This window comes from Clostridium sp. USBA 49 (genome assembly GCF_900167505.1).
GTDB lineage: Bacteria > Bacillota > Clostridia > Clostridiales > Clostridiaceae > Clostridium_AT > Clostridium_AT prolinivorans.
Genome location: NZ_FUYD01000001.1, coordinates 371,972 through 393,638, shown reverse-complemented (window position 1 = coordinate 393,638; position 21,667 = coordinate 371,972). Strand labels below are relative to the sequence as shown.

At 28.4% G+C, this 21,667-nt stretch carries 19 protein-coding genes and 1 riboswitch; of the genes, 17 read left to right on the top strand and 2 right to left on the bottom strand.

Annotated features, from left to right (window positions below):
- Nucleotides 1-367 precede the first annotated feature (367 nt).
- The 9 genes from B5D11_RS01695 to B5D11_RS01655 all read left to right on the top strand — a co-directional run bounded on the left by B5D11_RS01695 (nucleotide 368) and on the right by B5D11_RS01655 (nucleotide 11,404).
- A complete protein-coding gene (locus B5D11_RS01695) occupies nucleotides 368-3,304 on the top strand; it encodes a sigma 54-interacting transcriptional regulator (protein ID WP_078681312.1) in 2,937 nt (978 codons plus the stop codon).
- 52 nt (nucleotides 3,305-3,356) lie between these two features.
- Nucleotides 3,357-3,977, top strand: a complete 621-nt coding sequence (locus B5D11_RS01690; protein ID WP_078681311.1) for a bifunctional 4-hydroxy-2-oxoglutarate aldolase/2-dehydro-3-deoxy-phosphogluconate aldolase — start codon at nucleotides 3,357-3,359, stop codon at nucleotides 3,975-3,977.
- Between the two features lie 10 nt (nucleotides 3,978-3,987).
- The gene (locus tag B5D11_RS01685) at nucleotides 3,988-4,458 is read left to right on the top strand and encodes a PTS sugar transporter subunit IIA (RefSeq protein ID WP_078681310.1); all 471 of its coding nucleotides are present in this window, start codon (nucleotides 3,988-3,990) and stop codon (nucleotides 4,456-4,458) included.
- A gap of 31 nt (nucleotides 4,459-4,489) precedes the next feature.
- Nucleotides 4,490-4,768, top strand: coding sequence for a PTS sugar transporter subunit IIB (locus tag B5D11_RS01680; protein ID WP_078681309.1), 279 nt, complete (start codon nucleotides 4,490-4,492; stop codon nucleotides 4,766-4,768).
- A 22-nt stretch (nucleotides 4,769-4,790) separates the two neighbouring features.
- Nucleotides 4,791-6,167, top strand: coding sequence for a PTS galactitol transporter subunit IIC (locus B5D11_RS01675; protein WP_078681308.1), 1,377 nt, complete (start codon nucleotides 4,791-4,793; stop codon nucleotides 6,165-6,167).
- A 32-nt stretch (nucleotides 6,168-6,199) separates the two neighbouring features.
- Nucleotides 6,200-7,837, top strand: a complete 1,638-nt coding sequence (gene ilvD, locus B5D11_RS01670) for a dihydroxy-acid dehydratase (protein ID WP_078681307.1) — start codon at nucleotides 6,200-6,202, stop codon at nucleotides 7,835-7,837.
- 260 nt (nucleotides 7,838-8,097) lie between these two features.
- Nucleotides 8,098-8,955 carry a Cof-type HAD-IIB family hydrolase gene (locus B5D11_RS01665; protein ID WP_078681306.1) on the top strand — a complete coding sequence of 286 codons (858 nt, stop codon included), beginning with the start codon at nucleotides 8,098-8,100 and terminating at the stop codon, nucleotides 8,953-8,955.
- 66 nt (nucleotides 8,956-9,021) lie between these two features.
- A complete protein-coding gene (locus B5D11_RS01660; RefSeq protein ID WP_078681305.1) occupies nucleotides 9,022-9,876 on the top strand; it encodes a MurR/RpiR family transcriptional regulator in 855 nt (284 codons plus the stop codon).
- 112 nt (nucleotides 9,877-9,988) lie between these two features.
- A complete protein-coding gene (locus tag B5D11_RS01655) occupies nucleotides 9,989-11,404 on the top strand; it encodes a glycoside hydrolase family 1 protein (protein WP_078681304.1) in 1,416 nt (471 codons plus the stop codon).
- Between the two features lie 149 nt (nucleotides 11,405-11,553).
- On the opposite strand, the gene fetB is transcribed toward B5D11_RS01655, so the two are convergent.
- Together fetB and B5D11_RS01645 are read right to left on the bottom strand one after the other, a co-directional pair.
- Nucleotides 11,554-12,324: an ABC transporter permease gene (fetB, locus tag B5D11_RS01650; protein ID WP_078681303.1), complete on the bottom strand. Its 771-nt coding sequence runs from the start codon at nucleotides 12,322-12,324 to the stop codon at nucleotides 11,554-11,556.
- Nucleotides 12,321-12,977 carry an ABC transporter ATP-binding protein gene (locus tag B5D11_RS01645; RefSeq protein ID WP_078681302.1) on the bottom strand — a complete coding sequence of 219 codons (657 nt, stop codon included), beginning with the start codon at nucleotides 12,975-12,977 and terminating at the stop codon, nucleotides 12,321-12,323. The genes fetB and B5D11_RS01645 overlap by 4 nt, the downstream gene beginning before the upstream one ends.
- Before the next feature lie 199 nt (nucleotides 12,978-13,176).
- Here B5D11_RS01645 and B5D11_RS01640 point away from each other — a divergent pair, with 199 nt between their 5' ends.
- The 8 genes from B5D11_RS01640 to B5D11_RS01605 all read left to right on the top strand — a co-directional run bounded on the left by B5D11_RS01640 (nucleotide 13,177) and on the right by B5D11_RS01605 (nucleotide 21,663).
- The gene (locus tag B5D11_RS01640) at nucleotides 13,177-13,503 is read left to right on the top strand and encodes a thioredoxin family protein (protein WP_078681301.1); all 327 of its coding nucleotides are present in this window, start codon (nucleotides 13,177-13,179) and stop codon (nucleotides 13,501-13,503) included.
- Nucleotides 13,504-13,546: 43 nt separating this feature from the next.
- Nucleotides 13,547-14,437 carry a selenium metabolism-associated LysR family transcriptional regulator gene (locus tag B5D11_RS01635; RefSeq protein WP_078681300.1) on the top strand — a complete coding sequence of 297 codons (891 nt, stop codon included), beginning with the start codon at nucleotides 13,547-13,549 and terminating at the stop codon, nucleotides 14,435-14,437.
- Nucleotides 14,438-14,552: 115 nt separating this feature from the next.
- A complete protein-coding gene (locus tag B5D11_RS01630) occupies nucleotides 14,553-15,560 on the top strand; it encodes a YeiH family protein (protein WP_078681299.1) in 1,008 nt (335 codons plus the stop codon).
- A gap of 393 nt (nucleotides 15,561-15,953) precedes the next feature.
- The gene (locus B5D11_RS01625; protein WP_078681298.1) at nucleotides 15,954-16,832 is read left to right on the top strand and encodes an Nmad3 family putative nucleotide modification protein; all 879 of its coding nucleotides are present in this window, start codon (nucleotides 15,954-15,956) and stop codon (nucleotides 16,830-16,832) included.
- A 313-nt stretch (nucleotides 16,833-17,145) separates the two neighbouring features.
- Nucleotides 17,146-18,216, top strand: coding sequence for a branched-chain amino acid aminotransferase (locus B5D11_RS01620; RefSeq protein ID WP_078681297.1), 1,071 nt, complete (start codon nucleotides 17,146-17,148; stop codon nucleotides 18,214-18,216).
- 64 nt (nucleotides 18,217-18,280) lie between these two features.
- Nucleotides 18,281-18,394: riboswitch (FMN riboswitch) on the top strand.
- A gap of 249 nt (nucleotides 18,395-18,643) precedes the next feature.
- Entirely contained in the window at nucleotides 18,644-19,750 is a 1,107-nt protein-coding gene (gene ribD / locus B5D11_RS01615; RefSeq protein ID WP_078681296.1) for a bifunctional diaminohydroxyphosphoribosylaminopyrimidine deaminase/5-amino-6-(5-phosphoribosylamino)uracil reductase RibD, read from the top strand.
- Nucleotides 19,751-20,401: a riboflavin synthase gene (locus tag B5D11_RS01610; RefSeq protein ID WP_078681295.1), complete on the top strand. Its 651-nt coding sequence runs from the start codon at nucleotides 19,751-19,753 to the stop codon at nucleotides 20,399-20,401.
- A gap of 17 nt (nucleotides 20,402-20,418) precedes the next feature.
- A complete protein-coding gene (locus B5D11_RS01605; RefSeq protein ID WP_078681294.1) occupies nucleotides 20,419-21,663 on the top strand; it encodes a bifunctional 3,4-dihydroxy-2-butanone-4-phosphate synthase/GTP cyclohydrolase II in 1,245 nt (414 codons plus the stop codon).
- Nucleotides 21,664-21,667: the final 4 nt, after the last annotated feature.

Sequence of the window (21,667 nt, the reverse complement as noted above, 5' to 3'; positions counted from 1 at the left end):
AGCATTAATTTATTAAAGTTAGATGAATATAAAGTTAAGCATTTATTCTAATTGTAGGTACAACTTAAAATAAATCTGTAATTATTAGTATAAAATTTAGTAACTATATCTTTCATATATGATTATAGCACTATATAGTTGTACGAACAAGTAGGCAAATAAAAATATTTTTGTTTATATATATTTTGAATTTTATTAAAATATTATATAAAAATTTTTAAATCATGCTATAATGTATGAACAATTATATTGAAATAAAACAATTACATAACAACTTGTTTATACATATTTTTTAAAAGTAATAAGTCTTAAATATGTTATAATATGATGTGTGTATAATATATTAAAATAATGCAGGTGATATAGAGTGCTAAATGAAATTTTAGACATTATAAATATGGAAGATAAAAAAAATCCTTATACAGATGAAGAAATTGCAAAAAAGCTTGGTATTTTAAGAGAAGTGGTTACAGAATACAGAAATGAAAACGATATACCCGATTCGAGACAAAGAAGAAGAGATGTTATAATGAAAGATTCTATCCAAATACTTAAAAAAAATAAAAATATATCTGATAGAAACTTTACAAAAGAATTAAATGATAAAGGATACAAGGTGGCAAGGTTTGCGGCATCTAACATAAAAAAAGAAGCTCTTAAACTTTTAGAACAAGAAAATTTTAAGAAGGGGGGAGAATTAGATATATATAATTATGAAGAAATAAAAAAAGAACCAATTGATAAAAAAGAAAAAGCTGATGCATTTGAATCTATAATAGGGCATGAAGGAAGTTTAAAACTTCAGGTAAGTCAAGCTAAAGCGGCAATTTTATATCCTCCAAAAGGATTGCATACCTTGATTTTAGGACCTTCTGGCGTAGGGAAAAGCCATATGGCAGAAGCAATGTATGAGTTTGCAAAAACAACAGAAAACTTTTCAAATGATGCTCCATTTATGATATTTAACTGTGCAGATTATGCTGATAATCCACATCTTTTATTATCTCAATTATTTGGTCATACTAAGGGGGCTTTCACTGGAGCTTCTGAAAATAAAAAAGGAATTGTAGAGATGTGTAATGGAGGAATATTATTTTTAGACGAAATACATAGGCTTCCTGCAGAAGGACAGGAGATACTTTTTTATTTATTAGATAAAGGTAAATTTAGAAGACTAGGTGAAACTGATACAACTAGAGAAAGCAAATTAATGATTATTGCTGCTACTACTGAAAATCCAGAAAGTTCTCTTCTTCTTACATTTAGAAGAAGAATACCTATGATAATTGAATTGCCATCTGTTAAAGATAGACCTTATGATGAAAGATTTAGTATAATTAAAAACTTCTTTTTAAGTGAAAGCAAGAGATTAGGCAGAGATATATTTGTAAGAAGAGATGTCATAAAAGCATTTATGACTTATGATTGCCCTGGAAATATAGGACAGATTAAAAGTGATATACAAGTAAGTTGTGCTAGAGGCTTTTTATACTCTACTTTAAACAATAAAAAAAATGTTGTAGTAAATTTTCAGCATATACCAGATTATGTTAAAGAACAGGTAATTAATTTTAATATAAATAATGAAGAATTAGACAAATATACAAGAGAAGATATAGTAGTTTCATCCAAAGGAGTAAAAATATTATATAGGGAAGAGTATAATACAGTAGAGAAAAATAATATATATCAATTTATAGAAGATAGGTATAAAGAACTTAAAGAAGATGGATACAGTCCTAAAGAGATTAACAAAGTAGTAGGAGAACAGCTTGAAAGTGAGCTTATGAGATTTGCATCTTCAATAAATCTTTCAACATCAACACAAGAAATTATAAATATAATTGGTGAAGATATGATTAAAATTACAGAAGATATATTTGAACTTGCCAAAAAACATATAAATGGATTACAAAAGAAAATAATATATCCTCTTGCTATTCACCTTAGTTCCACCTATGAAAGACTATTAAATAAAAGAGAGATAATAAATCCCAATTTAGATATGGTTAAAGAAAAGTATAATAAAGAATTTAAAGTTGCACAAAAAATAGCAGTATTAATACTTCATAAGCTTAATATAAGACTTCCAGAAGATGAAATAGGATTTATAGCAATGTATCTTAAAAATTTTCAAACTGAAACAAAGTCGGAGGAAGGAAGAGTGGGAGTAATAGTTTTATCTCATGGAAGAGTAGCTTGTGGTATGGCTGATGTGGCTAATAGATTATTAGGAGTTAATCATGCAGTTGGACTTGAAATGGATCTTAGTGATTCACCAGATATAATACTTGAAAAAACAATAAAACTTGTTAAAAAAATAAACCAAGGTAAAGGATGTATTCTACTAGTAGATATGGGATCCTTAACTACATTTGGAGATATAATAACTGCAAGAACAGGAATTCCAACTAGAGTAGTAGGAAGAGTAGATACATTAATGGTATTAGAATGTGTAAGGAGAGCTCTTTTGCCAGAAGATACATTAGACAGCATTGTAAATGAAATAGACAATAAAGGAAATTTACTTACAAGAGTAAATATAGAAACAAAAAATGTATCCAAAGCTATAATCACTTTATGTATAACTGGAGAAGGTTCAGCTATAAAGGTTAAAGAATATATAGAAAGTCATTTAATAGAAACTATTAAAGATGTAGAAATTATACCTTTAGGATATGTTAACAATGAAGATATTACTTTAACTATAAATAATATTTCAAAAAATAAAAAGATTTTAGCTATAGTAGGGACTATAAATCCAGAAATTAATGATATTCCATTTATATCTGTGGAACAATTAATAACAGGCAAATACTTAGGAGGATTAAAAAAATTAATTAATAATGAAAAAGTGTTTAAAAATAGGATTCCTGAAGTAATGTCATCTGATGTTATTTTTTGTAATGAAAATTATAAATATAAAGATGAAGTTTTGGATACAATGGTACAAAAGCTGATAGAAACTAATAGAGTAAAAGAAGGCTTTTTGCTAAGTGTATATAAAAGAGAGACTCTAGGAGCTACATACTTAAAGGGTGGAATAGCTATACCTCATGGAGATAGCAGTTTTGTTACAAAACCAACCATTGCTTTTACAAAACTAACCACACCAATAAATTGGGATGGATATAATACTGCAGATTTAATTTTTCTTATAGCTTTAAAAGAAGATTCAAAAGAATATTTTGAGCAGTTATATAAGATAATATCAAACAATGAAGTGCTCCAAGAAATAAGAAAAGCTAATAGTAAAGATAAGATAATCGACATTTTATTTAAAAATACAATATCAGCCAAATAAGCTGGCATAGAACTTGCTTATATATAATAGTGAAATTAAGGGGGTGAAAATTTTGAAAGATATTAAAAACTTTCCTAAGGTCACTATTATTTTGCGTGGATATAGTTATAGTCAAGTAAGAACAGTTATGAAAGCATTAACTCAAAGTACAATAAAATCTGTTGAAATAACAATGAATACTCAAGGTGCGGCAGAAATGATTGATAAACTTTCAAGAGAATTTAAAGATACAATGCTTATAGGTGCAGGAACTGTTACAACTATGGAGCAAGCTAAAACTGCAATAAATGCAGGAGCAAAATTTTTGCTTTCGCCAGTTATGCTTTCAAAAGAAATTTTAGACCTTTGCAGGGAAAGTTCAATAATAACAGTACCAGGAGCCATGACTCCAACAGAAATATATAAATCTTTTCAAGAGGGGGCGGATATAGTTAAGGTTTTTCCTGCTACAAGCTGTGGGACAAGATATTTTAAAGATATAAAAGCACCTCTTGGAAATCTTCCATTAATGGCTGTAGGTGGTATTACAGCAGATAATGCAAAAGAGTTTTTAAATAATGGAGCGGATTTTTTAGGTATAGGCTCAGGATTATTTAATAAAAAAGATATAGAAAATGAAAATATTGAAGGACTCTTAAAATCATTAAAAAATTTTGAAAAAAAGATAAACTAGGAGATGCAAAATGAGTACAGAGATAAGTTTTCTAAATGATTTAATATTTAAAGATTTAGAGTTTTCAAATAATATGGAAGCTTTAGAATTTTTAGCATCAAAGTTATATGAAAAAGGTTATGTAAAAAAAGAATATATACAAGCTATTTTGGAGAGAGAAAAAGAATATCCTACAGGGCTTCCATCAATAGATATAAAGATAGCAATACCTCATGCTGATCATACTTTAGTAAATAAGGCAGCTTTAGCTATAGGCATACTTAAAAATCCAGTAGGATTTAAAGCAATGGATGCACCAGATAAAACTTTAGATGTAAGAATAATAATAATGCTGGCTTTAAATGAACCTCATGGGCATATTCAAATGCTTCAAAGGATAGTTAAGCTTATTCAAAATCCAAAAGTTTTAAAAGAAATTACTGAAGCTTATTCGACTGAAGAAGTAGTAGATAAATTAGGACCCTATTTAATTCATAAATAAAATATATTAAAAAATTTGAGGAGGAATTTAAATGAAAAGAGTATTAGTAGCATGTGGAAATGGAATAGCAACATCAACAGTAGTGGCAATGAAAATTAAAGAGGCTTGTGAAGATAATGGCATAAATATTAGTATAAACCAATGCAAGCTTTTAGAAGTACCATCAAAGATTTCTGATTATGATCTTTTAGTTACAACAGGAAAATTTACTGGTAGTGAAGTAAACGTTCCAGTAATAGGAGCAATATCATTATTAACAGGTGTAGGCGAAGAAGAAACTTTAGAAGAAATAATAGAAGCTTTAAAATAAAAATATAGGGGGATTTATAAACATGCAAGCAATTTATAATTTTTTCCAAGTATTATTAAATGATGCTGGTCCTACAGTAATGCTTCCTGTTATTATATTAATTATAGGACTTATATTTAGAGTTAAACCAGGTAAAGCATTTAGATCAGGTCTATTAGTTGGTATAGGTTTTGCAGGTATTAAGCTTGTAATAAACTTACTTTCATCAAATCTTGGACCAGCTGCACAAGCAATGGTTAAAAATTTTGGAATAAAGCTAGATGTACTCGATATTGGATGGGGTGCAATAGCAGCAGTTACTTGGTCTTCACCTATAATTCCAATATTAATATTTGTAATACTTATTACTAATATAGTAATGCTTATTCTTAAAGCAACTAACACATTAGATGTTGATATATGGAATTATCATCATATGGCTATAGTAGGTATAATGACTTATTTTGTTACAAAGAATGTTATACTTGGTGTAGCTGCAGCAATGACAATGGCAGTAATTACATTTAAAATGTCAGATTGGTCAGAAAATCTTGTAAGCGATTATTTTGGGTTACCAGGAGTATCTCTCCCAACTATGTCAGCACTTTCATCTTTAGTAATAGCAGTACCATTAAATTGGCTTTTAGATAAAATTCCTGGAATAAATAAGGTTAAATTTACCGTTAAAGATGCTAAAAAATATTTAGGCCTATTTGGAGAACCAATGATGATGGGTCTTATTCTTGGAGGAGTTATTGGTATTTTAGCTAAATACGATGCTACTAAAGTTCTTAATGTAGCTGTTAATTTATCAGCAGTAATGGTACTTATACCTAAGATGACATCATTATTTATGGAAGGATTAATGCCTATATCTGAAGCAGCTAAAAAATATACTAAAGAAAAATTTAAAGGAAGAAAGTTCTTAATTGGATTAGATGCAGCAGTTGTAGTAGGAAATCCAGAAGTTATAACTACATCTTTAATAGTAATACCATTAACAATACTTTTAGCAGCTGTTCTACCTGGAAATAGAGTTCTTCCATTTGCTGATTTAGCAGTTGTTACATTTAGAGTTGCTTTAGTAGTTGCTTTAACTCAAGGCAATTTATTAAAAAATATAATTATAGGTTTAGCGTGTACATCAGCAATATTACTTGCTGGCACAAATACAGCACCAGTATTAACAGAGCTTGCTAAATCAACAGGTATAGATTTAGGGGTTGCAGGAGGAGCACTTATTTCATCTTTTGCAGCAACAAGTTTAACAGTAAGTTTTATAGTATATAAAGTATTTACAGGAAATTTAATCATAACTTTACCAATATTCCTTGTATCATTTATAGCAATATGGGTTTATATAGATGTTATAAAGAAAAAACAAGTTAATGGAGTACAGGTAGAAAAAGAAACACTTTAAAGTATTTTAGATATTTGGAGGTATTGTATATAATGAAGCGAGCAATTGATAAATTAGAGCCATTCCAAAGGGCAATATCAAAAGCCCATCTTGCTTCAGCAGGAGTATCCTTAGATGCTCTAGATAACAAACCTTTGATAGCTGTATGTAACAGCTGGAACGAGGTTTGCCCTGGACACGAGCCATTAAGACAACTAGCTGAAGAAGTTAAAAAAGGTGTACGTGAAGCTGGAGGAGAACCTATAGAGTTTAATACTATTGCTATGTGTGATGGTATTGCTCAAGGACACTTAGGCATGAGATATTGCCTGCCGCATAGAGAAATAATTGCAGATTCAGTTGAGGCAATGGTAGTTGGAGAAGGTATATTTGACGGTATGGTTATGCTAACTGCTTGTGATAAAATAACACCAGCAATGCTTCAGGCAGCAGCACGTATAAATATTCCAACTATTATAGTAACATCTGGACCATCTGTCCCAGAAATTGCTCCTTCAGATTCTAAAAAATTACGTTCAAAATTTTTAAGTGGAGAAATAACAGAACGTGAATTAATAGAGGGAACATTAAAATATTATTCAGGACCAGGAATATGTCCATTTTTAGGTACTGCAAATACAATGAATGCTTTAGCAGAGGCATTAGGTATGATGCTATCTGGAAGTAGTTTAATACCATCTAATACAAGTTTTAGAAGATTTGCTGCAAGAAATTCAGGTAATGAGATTATGAGACTTATAAAAGAAGGGATTACGCCAAGAAAAATTATAACAAAAGAGGCAATTTATAATGCAATAGTATTATTAACTGCATTAGGTGGTTCTCTAAATGCATTATTACATCTACCAGCATTAGCAGCAGAACTTGGAATAGAATTGTCGTGGGATGAATTTGCAAAAGTTAGTTCAAAAACTCCGCTCCTTTGTGCTATAGTTCCCAATGGTAATCAAACAGTAGTTGATCTTCACAGAGCTGGAGGAGTACCTTCAGTAATGCGTGAATTAAAATCTTTATTAAATTTAGATACTATTACAGTTGACGGGAAAACTATAGGTGAAATTATAAGTGAAGCAAAAGAAGGAGACAGAAATGTAATTAGAGCCTTTGATAATCCAATACAAGAAGCAGATGGTATACAAATTCTTTATGGAAATTTAGCACCTAAAGGAGCCCTTGTTAAGACTTCAGCTGTTCCTGAAAATCAAAGAGAGTTTACGGGAATAAGTATTGTGTTTAATAGCGAAGAAGAATGTCATAAAGCTTATAAAGAAGGCAGAATAAAATCAGGTCATATTGTTGTTGTAAGGTATGAAGGCCCTAAAGGAGGACCTGGAATGAGAGAGTTACATCGTGTAACTGAAATACTTAAGAAAATACCAAACACAGCAATTATTACGGATGGACGTTTTTCAGGTGCCAGTGGTGGATTAAGTGTTGGATATATATGTCCAGAAGCCATAGAAGGAGGACCTATCGCTTTAGTTGAAAATGGAGATACAATAAAAATAGATTTAAAAAAAGGTATAATAGAGCTTAAGGTTTCTAAAGAAGAATTAGAATTAAGAAAAGCAAAATGGAATCCAATTATAAAAGAATGTGGAAAAGGAGTGCTGAAGCGTTATTCAAAGGAAGCAGGTTCTGCACTAGAAGGAGCTATTTTAAAAGTATAATTTAATAAAAAAAAAGCCGTACTTTGTGGTTAATAAAAGTACGGCTTTTTTTGTGCACTGGCTTGGGCGATATCTTGCTGGTTAAAGTTTACTACATATAAACCCAAAGTCAATAAGAGTTAAAAATGATATATTTATTTCATTTATCATTTGACAATGTTATTTATTTTTGATAGATATTATCCATTTTTTAATTAGGTTATTTAATTATAAAAACAGTATTAGTATAATTAAATAAAAAGCTTTGGAGGGAAAGACATATGAGCAATATAAAAGTAATTATTATGGATGTGGATGGTACATTAACTAATAGTAAAAAAGTAATTACTGAAAAAACTAAAGATGCTTTAATTAAAGCACAAGAAAATGGAGCTCTCCTAATTCTATCATCAGGAAGACCTATATCTGGATTAATGGATTTTGCTAGAGAATTAAAAATGGATAAAAATCATGGACTTTTAGTTTCTTATAACGGGTCTAAGGTTATTAATTGTGAGACTAATGAAGTTTTATTTAATGAAACTATGACAGTTAAACAAGGACAAGCAGTTCTTGAACATATGAAGAAATTTGATGTTAAACCTATGATTGATAAAGGTGACTATATGTTTGTTAATGATGTTTTTAATTGTTATATACAGTATCAAGGGGAACCTTTTAACATAATTCAATATGAAGCTCGTGGGGGCAAATTCAAGTTATGTGAAAAGGATGATTTAGCAGCTTTTGCTGATTATCCATTAAATAAAATTTTAACTGCTGGAGATCCTGAATATTTAAAAGAGCATTACAAAGAAATGATGGAACCATTTAAAGATACTTTGAGTTGTATGTTTACAGCACCCTTCTACTTTGAATTTACTGCTCAAGGAATTGATAAGGCTAAAGCTTTAGATACTGTACTAATTCCTATGGGATATAAAAAGGAAGAAATGATTGCTTTTGGAGATGGACACAATGATATCTCAATGGTTAAATATGCTGGTATAGGTGTAGCTATGGAAAATGCTGTAGATGATTTAAAAGAAATTGCTGACTTTATTACTTTATCAAATGAAGAAGATGGTATTGCTTATGCATTAAGTAAATACATTGATGATTTAGATATAGCTATTTAAATTATAATTAAACTTAATAAGATAGAACTTAGTAAGATATTGTATAATGTTCATGAGGTGATATTTATGAACATTTTTAGTAAACTGAATAAACTGACCAATTTAACTAAAAATGAGAAAATATTAGTCAGCTATATGCAAGATAATCCTGAAACTTTTGTAAAAATGAATGCTCGTGAAATTAGTGAAGCATGTTTTATTTCAACTTCAACTATTTATAGGTTATGTCAAAAATTAGATTTATCAGGATTATCAGAATTAAAAGTTCAAGTATCTATGTCTATTAATGAGTATTTAAAAGAAAATAATTCAATAGATTATAACTATCCCTTTAAGCAAAATGAAACACAAAATCAAATTGTATTAAAATTAAAAGAATTATATGAACAAACAATAGTATCTTCACTAAATTTAATAGATTTGGATCAATTAAGAATTATTTCTAATGTTTTAAAAAAAGCACAATACATTGATTTTTATACATCTGCTGGAAATATTTATTTTGCAGAGAATTTTAAATTTCAAATGCAGGAAATAGGAACTTTTATTAATGTTCCAATAGAAGAGTATCATCAACTTTTAACTGCTTCTACCAGTGATAAAAATCATGTTGCAATAATAGTTTCGTTTGAAGGTAGAGGAGTAATAATACAACAAATAGCAGAAATATTAAAAAATAATAAAACACCAATCATTTTAATTTCTTCTACAAATGAAAATCCTCTTACTAAATATTCAAATTATCATTTGTATTTAAGTTCTAATGAAAATCATTTTAATAAAATTTCATCTTTTTCAACAAGATTATCTTTGTTATATATTTTAGATTGTATATACACATGCTATTTTAAATTGGACTATGGAAAAAATATAAGCTATAAACTTAATACATATAAAAAATTATCTAGAGGACGTGAATAAAATAATTATTTAAATAAAACAACTAGTGAAAAATCATTAAATATAGTTTTAAAATTTGTTATAAATACATTTATTTATAAAACAATCATTTAAGGAAAGGGGATAAAATATTATGAATTACAAGAAACTAAAAAATTTTCCAAAAAACTTTTTATGGGGTGCTTCAACTTCAGCTTATCAAGTAGAAGGAGCATGGAATGAAGATGGTAAAGGCCTTTCTGTTATCGATGTAAAGGAAAATCCTGAAGGTACTTCTGACTATAAAGTAGCAGCTGATCATTATCATAGATATAAGGAAGATATTGCTTTAATGGCTGAAATGGGATTAAAGGCTTATAGATTTTCTATAGCTTGGACTAGAATTTATCCAAATGGAACAGGTGAAATAAATAAAAAGGGTATTGAATTTTATAATAATTTAATTAATGAGTTATTAAAATATAATATTGAACCAATTGTAACAATGTATCATTTTGACTTACCTTATGCTTTGCAGCAAAAAGGTGGTTGGAGCAATAGAGAAACTATTGATGCTTTTGAAAACTATGCAAAAACTTTATTTGAAAACTTCGGGGACAGAGTTAAATACTGGCTTACAATAAATGAACAAAATATGATGATCTTACATGGTACAGCAATAGGCACAGTTGATCCTAACATGGAAAATCCAGAAAAGGAGCTATATCAGCAAAATCATCACATGCTTTTAGCTCAAGCAAAAGCCATAAAACTTTGTCATAAAATGTGCCCAAACGCTAAAATAGGTCCAGCTCCAAATATTGTTTCTATATATCCAGCAAGTTCTAAACCTGAAGATATAATTGCAGCTCATAATTGGTCATCGATTAGAAATTGGCTTTATTTAGATATGGCTGTGTTTGGAAGATATAACAGCATTGCATGGAGTTATATGGAAGAAAAAGGGTATACACCAACAATACTTGAAGGAGATATGGAAATATTAAAGGATGCTAAGCCGGATTTCATAGCTTTTAACTATTATTCAACTGAAACAGTAGCTGAAAGCAAAGGAAACGATTTAGATAAAATGTCCAGAAAAGGGGATCAGCATATAGTAATAGGAGAACCAGGAGTTTATGCGGGAGCTTTAAATCCAAATCTTCAGGAAACGGATTTTGGATGGTTTATAGATCCTGTAGGTTTCCGTACTACATTGCGTGAAATTAATGAAAGATATAATTTACCTTTATTAGTTACTGAAAATGGTTTAGGAGCATATGATAAGCTTGAAGAAGGCGATATAATAAATGATGATTATAGAATTGATTACTTAAGAAAACATATTGAACAGGCTAAACTTGCTATAACTGATGGGGTTAATTTAATAGGCTATTGTCCTTGGTCAGCTATAGATCTTGTAAGCACTCATCAAGGTATAAGAAAGCGTTATGGTTTTATTTATGTAAATAGAGATGAATTTGATTTAAAAGATTTAAGAAGAATTAAAAAGAAAAGTTTTTATTGGTATAAAAAAGTCATTTCATCAAACGGAGAAAATTTAGAATAAAAATTTGACAAAATGCTTTTGACACTGCCTATTCTTTTGTAATTATATTAACTATAAAATGAGCACTAAGTGCTCATTTTATAGTATTTTATTATATACTTTTAAATATTTTAAGTACTTATGAATTACATATTATTAAAAATAAAAATTTATTTTATAAAAATTAACTGCTTTCTATTATTAAAAAAACTTTTATAAGATAGGTAGCAAGCAATAAATGAAGCTATAGAAGTTGTTGAAAGCAGCATAAATGTAACCATTATTTGATATTTTATTGCTTCAACAGGAGATGTTCCTGCAAGTATTAATCCTGTCATCATACCAGGAAGAGATACTATTCCTAATGTTTTTGCAGAGTCTATAGTTGGCAGCATACCTGTTTTTATTGAATCACGTATAATATCTATAGATGAAGGAAGTATATCTGCGCCTAATGAAAGCTTTGTTTCAACTTCTTCTCTTTTATTTTTAAAATCAGATGTTATTTGTTTATAGCATAAACCTAATGCAACCATTGCATTACTTATAATCATTCCGCTTACAGGTATTATTTGATATGGTTCATATTTTATTGTTTTTGATAAAATAAGTATTGCCAAAGTAACTACAGTTCCTGCTGATATAGATAAAAAAGATATTAAAAGGGCTCTTTTAATTGCTTTACCTCTTTTTGCAGCATTATATGCAGCGTTAAATGTCATAAAAAATAATAAAAGTGTTGTAAAAATAGGACTTTTAAATCCAAAAACATATTCTAAAATATACCCAACAGCAACAAGTTGAAGTACAGCACGTACAACACTTACAATAATTTCTTTTTCAAGTTTGAGCTTTTGCCAATAAGAAAAGAAAAGAGTTATAATTACGAGAGAAGAAGCCATAAGCAATGACGTTATATTTATTGTATTTGATCCACTCATCTTAATACCTCCAGTGATTTAATTATTCCAGAATCTATTGTTAAAATTTTATTTGCATATTTTCTGCTCTGCTCAAAATTATGTGTTACCCATAAAATAGTAGTACCTTCTTTATTTAGTGAATTTATAACATCTTCTACAATTAGTGTATTATCAATATCAAGAGCTGAAGTTATTTCATCCAAAAGAAGTATTTCAGGTTTAAATATCAAACTTCTAATTAGCGCTATCCTTTGTTTTTCTCCTCCAGAGAGATTTTTAACTTCTTTAGTTAAAAAATCTGTGTTCATTTTAAAACTGGAAAATAATTGATGAACTCTTTCTTTATTGAATTTTGCATTTCTTAGAGTAAATGGGAAAATAATATTATCCATTACTGTATCTCCAAAAAGATAAGGACTTTGAAAACAATAGGATATACTTTTTCTTAGTTCTGTAGGGTTATACTCCATGAAATTTTTATTGTGATATATAATATTACCACTTGAAGGACTTATTAAATGGCTGCAAAGTTTAAGAAAAGTACTTTTCCCGCTTCCAGAAGGACCAACAATTGAAATAAAATCTCCTTGATTTATAGTTAAAGATATATCTTTCAAAATAGTTTTTCCATCATTATCAAAAAATACATTTTGAAACTCAAGTATTGACAAAATATACACCTCATCCCTATTTATATTTTTTAAAAAATCAATTTTTTATTATACATATTAGCATTTATTAAGTAATTTTTAAATTTAATCTATCTATAATTCTTGTTAATTATAGCATTTATTGCTACTTATATAAATAAATTTTTAAAAATTTGTATTATAATAAATATAAATAAAAAATTATTGGAGTTGATATATTATGAATTTTATAAATTCAAAGAGTGATATTGAAGAATTAATAAATAATAATAAAATAGTTCTATTATACTTTGGAAGTAATAATTGCAATGTATGTACTGCTATGAAACCAAAAGTTAAGGAAATTTTAGAAGAATTTCCGAAGATTAAAAGTGTACAAATAGATGTAGAAAAGTCATTAGAAATATCAGCATCATATGAAATATTTACTATACCTGCTATTCTTGTTTTTATTGAAGGAAAAGAAATAATAAGAGAAGCAAGATATATAAGTATTCAGAATTTAAGGGAAAAAATAGATAGATATTATAATATGATATTTGATTAAAATAATGAATAATTTTTGCAAAAACAAGAAAGGCTGATAATTTATGAATGAAAGAAAATTAAGAATTTTTTATGAAGTCAGCAAAGAACTAAATATGACTAAGGTATCGGAAAAATTATATGTAAGCCAACCTTCTATAAGTCAGGCAATAAATGATTTGGAAAAAGATTTGGGAGTAAAATTATTTGATAGAATGGGTAAAAAATTATATTTAACTCATGAAGGTAAAATTTTTTTAAATTATACAAAAAGAATATTAAATATTTATGATGAAGCTATAAAAGTTATTAAAGAAATGAACGGATTACAGCGTGGAAAATTAAAAATAGGAGCAAGTACTACAATTGGTATATATATACTGCCTAATATAATAGGAAAATTTTCGAAAATATATACTAATATAGATATATCTATTATTATTGAAAATACAGAAAATATTGTAAAACTTATAGAAGAAAATCAATTGGATATAGCATTTGTAGAAGGTCCAGTACATTCTGAAGAAATAATAGTAGAAGAATTTTACGATGATGAGTTAGTATTTATTACAGGCACAGAGCATCCTTGGGTTAAAGCTGAAAAAATATTAAAAAGTGATATAGCTAAAGAAAAAATAATAATGAGGGAGAAAGGCAGTGGTACTAGAGAAGTTTTTATAAATGCGTTAGAAAAAGAATTTGTTGATTATAGCATTTTTATGGAACTTGGACATACTGAAGCTATAAAAAAAGCTGTGGAAGCTGGGTTAGGAATTTCATGTATATCAAAAAGATGTATAAAAGATGAAATAAATTATAAAAAATTAGCAGTGATTGAAGTAGAAGGTTTAAAAATAAACAGGAGTTTATACTTAATTCATCATAAGGACAAATATATAACTAATTTAATTAATACTTTTATACAGTTTGCTAAAGAAAATGTAGACTGTATATAACTTAATACTTATGTATATCATAAAATAATAATATTTTACTTTTTAAAGCTGCCACTTTAAAATAATAATGAAAAACTAAGTAATTTTAAATTATAGTTTAAGGGAGATGGCAGTAATGAAAAAAATAAAAAATTTATTTCCAGGAATTATAGCATCATTTATAATTGCGTTAATAGCTACAGAACTTGGTAAATTAGCCCCTATAATTGGTGGACCTGTGTTTGGTATAATAATAGGTATATTAATAAACAATATAGTAAATAAGCCTAAATGTTTAGACTTAGGTATAAGCTTTACTTCTAAAAAAATATTACAATGGGCTATAATAGTTTTAGGAGCCGGTCTTAGTTTTAATCAAGTAAAAACTACTGGAATGGAATCATTAACTGTGACAGTATTTACAATTTCTACAGCATTTATTGCAGCTTTTGTATTTGGGAAAATTCTTAAAGTTGAAGGAAATTTAAAAACTCTTATAGGTGTAGGAACAGCTATATGCGGGGGATCTGCTATAGCTGCTATATCTCCAATTATAGAAGCAGATGATATGGATGTAGCTTATTCTATATCTACAATATTTTTATTTAATATTATAGCAGTACTTATTTTTCCACCGCTTGGACATATTATAGGATTTTCAGATAAAGCTTTTGGGTTATGGGCTGGTACAGCTATAAATGATACATCTTCTGTAGTAGCAGCAGGATATGCTTTTAGTAATAAAGCTGGTGAATATGCTACTATTGTTAAATTAACAAGAGCAACAATGATAATACCTATTTCCTTAATTTTTACGGGTATAATGACTTATAAAAAGAAAAAGGAAGCAAAACTAAATCAAGAAGTAAATTATAAATTTTCTAAAATATTTCCTTGGTTTATATTATGGTTTTTAATAGCATCAATTTTAAATACTATTGGTGTATTTAAAGGAAATAGTATAGAATACATAAATATTATAGGAAAATTCATGATTGTAATGGCTTTATCTGCTATAGGATTAGGTTGTGATGTGAAAAAAATGGCAAAGTCAGGGTTTAAACCAATGTTATTAGGGCTGATAGTTTGGTTTAGTGTAGCTATAGTAAGTATATTAGTACAATTTATAACAGGACAAATTTGATGCTTTAAAATGAAGAACAAAATTGTTAAATGCATTTTTATATAAGAGATACAAAAGTATCTCTTTATTTTTATTAATTTATTTTAAAAAAGGAATATAAAAAATTAAAGAGCAATTTATAATGAATAGATTTTCAAATATTTAGTATAAATATTCGAAACATTATTTAGTAAAAATGGTAGTTTTTTTTGGCTAAATGAAGTATAATTATCTTAAAGATATATACATTATTTGATATATTATTTTGTATCAGCTTTGATACATCAAGATATTAAAACGTTTTCTAAAATAAAGAATGGGGATTGATAAATTAGCTTTTGTAAATTTAAATTTAACAAGAAGCTTATTTTGTTTAACATAAAATATAATTTTTTATAATGGGGGAAAGTAGATATGAAGATAATACTTAGCAGAAAAGGATTTGATTCTGCTTCAGGAGGTTATCCCAGTCCTCTATTTATTGAGGAAAAACATCACGTATCATTTCCTACACCAGAAGACAATGATATTAATAGAATTAATGCAGGAATAACGTATAGCGACCTTATTTTTAATAGTAATTTAACTTATGCTGATATTATGAATGAATTAGGAATTAAGGGATTTGAGAAGAAGTGTGTTCATTTAGATCCAGATTTAAATTACAATGTTTTAAAAAAACGTAATAATGGATGGAGAGGTATATTTGGAGAATGCAGCAGTTCACAATCTCATCTATATAATCAAAATATAGAAGAAGGCGATTTGTTTCTATTCTTTGGTTGGTTCAAAGACGTTAAAAAAATAAATAATAGATATACTTTTGTTAACAAGACAGACAAGCATATTATTTGGGGATATCTTCAAGTAGGTGAAATACAAAATATATCAGAAAAAATAAGGTATGAAGAGTGGAAACTTATTCATCCTCACTATTATTATAGGAAAAGGAGTAATAATACAGCGTATATTGCTAGAGAAAAGTTAAGTTTTAATAGTTCAATGCCTGGTTTTGGATGCTTACGATATGATGATTCTTTAGTTTTAACTTGTGAAGGACAAGATAAAAAATCTTTATGGAAACTTCCATACTTTTTTCACCCAAAGTTTAATACTAAAATGACATTTCATGAAAATTTGGTTGATAAATCAGGAAAGCCAATATGGCAGTTAAAAGATGATTGTTGTTTACTGAAAACTGTTGGACCAGGTCAGGAATTTGTAATAAGTGGGAATAAAGAAGTGGAAAAATGGGCTGAAAATATAATTGTAAATAATTATATTAATAAATAGATAATATTAAGAGGCATTAAAGTTAAAAATTTATTTTTTAAATGATTGCTAATATTAAAATAAGCATTGATAATAAAAAAATAATTTTAAAGAAGCAAAGTGTAAGTAATTTACGATAATATATATTATTAAATAAGAAAGAACTCCCGACAAAAACGGGAGTTTTTTGTATGGTAGGATAAAAGTATATAAATTTTATTTTCATATTTATATTAGAAAATACATAATTAAGACTTTTTAAACTGAAAATAATAAAAATTTTGATATTTGTGGTATAATATATAATTAATAAATATACAGGAGGCTATATATAATGTTAGATATCAAAGTAATAAGAACTACAACACCAAAAACTAAACCTAGAGAAGATGAACCTTTAGGATTTGGACGTATTTTTACAGATCATATGTTTATAATGAATTATACAGAAGGTAAAGGCTGGCACGATGCTAGAATTGTACCATTTCAAAATATTTCTTTATCTCCTGCAGCTATGGTATATCATTATGGACAAGAGATGTTTGAAGGATTAAAAGCTTATAAAGCAGAAGATGGTAGAACACTTTTATTTAGACCTGATATGAATGCTAAAAGGGCAATTAATACTAATAAAAGGCTATGTATTCCAGAAATTCCTGTGGAAGATTTTGTGCAAGCTATTAAGGCTGTGGTTAAAGTAGATGAGGATTGGATTCCTAAAGCACCAGGAACATCTTTATACATTAGGCCTTTTATTATTGCTACAGATGAATTTTTAGGAGTAAAACCATCAAGTACTTATATGTTTATAATAATACTTTCACCTAGCGGTGCTTATTATGAAAGTGGATTGGATCCTGTAGGTATATGGATTGAAGATGAATATGTAAGAGCTGTAAAAGGTGGTATTGGTGAGGCAAAAACCGGTGGCAATTATGCTGCAAGTTTAGCAGCACAAGTTAAAGCTCATGATGAAGGATATTCACAAGTATTATGGTTAGATGGTATAGAAAGAAAATATATTGAAGAAGTAGGAGCTATGAACATATTTTTTAAGATAGATGGTGTAGTGGTTACTCCAGAATTAAATGGCAGCATATTACCAGGGGTTACTCGTGATTCAGTAATTCAATTATGCAAATCTTGGGGACTTAAAGTAGAAGAGAGAAAAATTTCAATTGATGAGATTTATGAAGCTCAAAAATCTGGAAAACTTGAAGAAGTTTGGGGTACTGGTACAGCAGCTGTAATATCTCCAGTAGGAAAGCTTAGATGGAAAAATGAAGTAATGATAATACAAGATGGTGGTATAGGAGAATTAAGCCAAAAATTATATGATACAATTACAGGTATTCAATTAGGGAAAATAGAAGACATATATAATTGGACTGTTGAAGTAAAATAAATATCAATAAAAATATAATTATTGACTGTTTAAAATATTTGTGATAGTATTAGCATAAAATTAAATAAATCTTCAGGGCAGGGTGAAAGTCCCTACCGGCGGTATAGCCCGCGAGCCGTAAGGTTGATTCGGTGAAACTCCGAAGCCGACAGTAAAGTCTGGACGGGAGAAGATTATATAGGCATTATTATTTAATCTATTTATAAATATTCAGCATAAGTATGGTCTAATAAAATAATAATTCAAAAAGATAATATACTTTATTTTTACAAATAGAATTATTATTTTAATAGATGACTTTATAAAACTTTAAAGTTTTATAGATATATACGAGTTTATAATAAATAGATTTAATAAATTTGATTTAAAAGCCCTGAGAGTAAAATCTTAGGGCTTTAATTTTTTAAATAAATTGGAGTGATTAGTTTTGGACATTAAGTATATGCAAAGAGCATTAGAACTTGCCAAAAAAGGAATAGGTTACACTAATCCTAATCCATTAGTAGGTGCCGTAATTGTAAAAAATGGAAGAATAATTGGAGAAGGATATCATCAAATATATGGTGGTAATCATGCTGAAATAAATGCATTTAAAAATGCAACTGAAGATGTTAAAGGTGCAACAATGTACGTTACACTTGAGCCATGTTCTCATTATGGCAAAACTCCTCCTTGTGCAAATGCAATAGTAGAAAAAGGAATAAAAAAAGTAATAATAGGATTAATAGATCCTAATCCTGAGGTATCAGGCAGAGGTATTAAAATTCTTAAAGATAATGGTATAGAGGTAATTACAGGTGTTTTAGAAGAAGAAGGAAGAAAGCTTAATGAAATATTTCTTAAATATATAACAACCAAACAGCCATTTTGCATAATGAAAACTGCTATGACATTAGATGGAAAAATTGCAACATTTACAGGGGATTCTAAATGGATTACAGGAAAGACTTCAAGAAATTTTGTACATCAATTAAGACATAGAGTTGCTGGTATTATGGTAGGAGTAGGTACAATACTTAAAGATGATCCTATGTTAACAACAAGATTAGAAAATGGAGAAGGAAGTGATTGTATTAGAATAATTGTAGATAGCAATGCAAGAATACCCATTGAATCAAAAGTTCTTAATATTAATTCAAAGGCTAAAACAATTGTAGCAGTTACTGAGAAAGCTGAAAATGATAAAATAGAAGCTTTAAAAGAAAAAGGTGCCGAAATTATAATTACACCATCAAAAAATGAAAAAGTAGATCTTGTTTTTCTTATGAAGAAACTAGGAGAAAGAAAGATAGATAGTATACTTTTAGAAGGAGGAAGTGAACTAAATTATTCTGCTTTAGAGTCTGGTATTGTTGATAAAATAAATGCTTTTATAGCTCCTAAAATTATAGGAGGCATGAAAGCAAAAACTCCAGTTGGAGGAAAAGGAAGAGCATTTATAAATGAAGCAATTTCTATAAATAAAATAGATATTAAGCGTTTTGAAGATGACATATTAATAGAAGGGTATGTCCAAAAGGAGATGGAACTTTAAATGTTTACAGGACTTATAGAAGAAATAGGAGAAGTTGAGTCTGTTATTAAATCAGCAAAATCAGCAAAAATAACAATTAAAGCTTATAAAGTTTTAGAAGGAATAAAAATTGGTGATAGTATATGCACAAATGGTGTCTGCCTTACAGTAACCTCTTTTGATAGAAACAGATTTATTGTTGATGTAATGGCAGAAACTATGAGAAGGAGTAATTTAAAAAATATTGCTAAAGGAGATAAAGTAAATCTTGAAAGAGCATTAAGTATTGGAGATAGATTAGGAGGACATATTGTAAGCGGACATATTGATGGCATAGGTATTATTAAAGATTATGAAAAAGAAGACAATGCAATATGGATTACAATTGAAGTTTCATCTGAAATATTAAAATATATAGTACAAAAAGGCTCTATTGCAATCGATGGGGTAAGCCTTACAGTAGCTTATATAGATGAGGCTTCATTTAAAGTTTCTATTATTCCTCATACTAAAGATGTAACAACTCTTTGTCAAAAAAAGAAGGGTGATGAAGTAAATATTGAATGTGATGTTTTAGGAAAATATGTTGAAAAATTTATTAAAATTCAAGACCAAGGAGCAGTTAAAAATAAAATTGATTACGATTTTTTAAATAAATATGGGTTTGTATAAAGAAAGGAGGATAAATTATGTATAAATTTAACACAATTGAAGAAGCAATTGAAGATATTAAAGAAGGTAAAATGGTAATTGTAATAGATGATGAAGATAGAGAAAACGAGGGAGATTTATTAATGGCTGCAGAAAAAGTTACTCCAGAAGCTATTAACTTTATGGCTAAATATGGCAGAGGACTTATTTGTATGCCTATTATAGGAGAAAGATTAAGAAAACTAAATATCCCTCCTATGGTAGAACATAATACAGAATCTCACTGTACTGCATTTACAGTATCAATAGATGCTGCTTATACAGATACAGGTATTTCTGCTTTTGAGAGGGCTTTTACAATACAAAAGGTTTTAGATTTAAATTCTTCAGAAGAAGACTTTAGAAGGCCGGGACATGTTTTCCCTCTTGAAGCAAAAGAAGGTGGAGTACTTAAAAGAGCAGGACATACTGAAGCAGCGGTAGATTTAGCTAAAATTTCAGGATTATATCCAGCAGGGGTTATATGTGAAATAATGAATGAAGATGGAACTATGGCTAGAACTCCTAAACTTATTGAGTATGCTAAAGAACATAATCTTAAAATTATTACAATTGCAGATTTAATTGCTTATAGAATAAAGAATGAAAAATGTGTAAAGAGAGTTACTGAAGCTAAAATGCCTACAAAATATGGTGAATTTAAAATTATTGGGTATGAAAACACTTTAAATGGTGAGCATCATATTGCTTTAGTTAAGGGAGATATTTCAAATGGAGAACCTGTACTTATAAGAATTCATTCGGAATGTCTTACAGGAGATGCATTTGGATCATTAAGGTGTGATTGTGGAGAACAACTTTCTGAAGCTATGAAAAAAATAGAAGAAGAAGGGAGAGGTATTCTTCTTTATATGAGACAAGAGGGAAGAGGTATAGGACTTATAAATAAAATTAAGGCATATGCACTTCAAGATAAAGGCATGGATACTGTAGAAGCTAATTTAGCATTAGGTTTTCCTGCCGATATGAGAGATTATGGAATTGGCGCACAAATTTTAGTAGACCTTGGGGTTAAAAAGTTAAGACTTATGACTAATAATCCTAAAAAAATATCAGGACTTTCTGGATATGGTATAGAAGTTGTTCAAAGAATACCAATACAAATGAATCATAATGAAAAAAATGAATTTTATTTAAAAACAAAAAAACAAAAACTTGGACATATATTAAATTTTAATGAAAAAAGCAATTGCAGTAATTTAAATAGTCTAAAGCAAGATTAAATAA

What these genes read in the sequence shown, in the direction of transcription:
- B5D11_RS01685 (WP_078681310.1), top strand. Translation starts at nt 3,988, where the DNA reads ATGAGTACAGAGATAAGTTTTCTAAATGATTTAATATTTAAAGATTTA.
- B5D11_RS01680 (WP_078681309.1), top strand. Translation starts at nt 4,490, where the DNA reads ATGAAAAGAGTATTAGTAGCATGTGGAAATGGAATAGCAACATCAACA.
- B5D11_RS01675 (WP_078681308.1), top strand. Translation starts at nt 4,791, where the DNA reads ATGCAAGCAATTTATAATTTTTTCCAAGTATTATTAAATGATGCTGGT.
- ilvD (WP_078681307.1), top strand. Translation starts at nt 6,200, where the DNA reads ATGAAGCGAGCAATTGATAAATTAGAGCCATTCCAAAGGGCAATATCA.
- B5D11_RS01665 (WP_078681306.1), top strand. Translation starts at nt 8,098, where the DNA reads ATGAGCAATATAAAAGTAATTATTATGGATGTGGATGGTACATTAACT.
- B5D11_RS01660 (WP_078681305.1), top strand. Translation starts at nt 9,022, where the DNA reads ATGAACATTTTTAGTAAACTGAATAAACTGACCAATTTAACTAAAAAT.
- B5D11_RS01655 (WP_078681304.1), top strand. Translation starts at nt 9,989, where the DNA reads ATGAATTACAAGAAACTAAAAAATTTTCCAAAAAACTTTTTATGGGGT.
- fetB (WP_078681303.1), bottom strand. Translation starts at nt 12,324, where the DNA reads ATGAGTGGATCAAATACAATAAATATAACGTCATTGCTTATGGCTTCT.
- B5D11_RS01640 (WP_078681301.1), top strand. Translation starts at nt 13,177, where the DNA reads ATGAATTTTATAAATTCAAAGAGTGATATTGAAGAATTAATAAATAAT.
- B5D11_RS01635 (WP_078681300.1), top strand. Translation starts at nt 13,547, where the DNA reads ATGAATGAAAGAAAATTAAGAATTTTTTATGAAGTCAGCAAAGAACTA.
- B5D11_RS01630 (WP_078681299.1), top strand. Translation starts at nt 14,553, where the DNA reads ATGAAAAAAATAAAAAATTTATTTCCAGGAATTATAGCATCATTTATA.
- B5D11_RS01625 (WP_078681298.1), top strand. Translation starts at nt 15,954, where the DNA reads ATGAAGATAATACTTAGCAGAAAAGGATTTGATTCTGCTTCAGGAGGT.
- B5D11_RS01620 (WP_078681297.1), top strand. Translation starts at nt 17,146, where the DNA reads ATGTTAGATATCAAAGTAATAAGAACTACAACACCAAAAACTAAACCT.
- B5D11_RS01610 (WP_078681295.1), top strand. Translation starts at nt 19,751, where the DNA reads ATGTTTACAGGACTTATAGAAGAAATAGGAGAAGTTGAGTCTGTTATT.
- B5D11_RS01605 (WP_078681294.1), top strand. Translation starts at nt 20,419, where the DNA reads ATGTATAAATTTAACACAATTGAAGAAGCAATTGAAGATATTAAAGAA.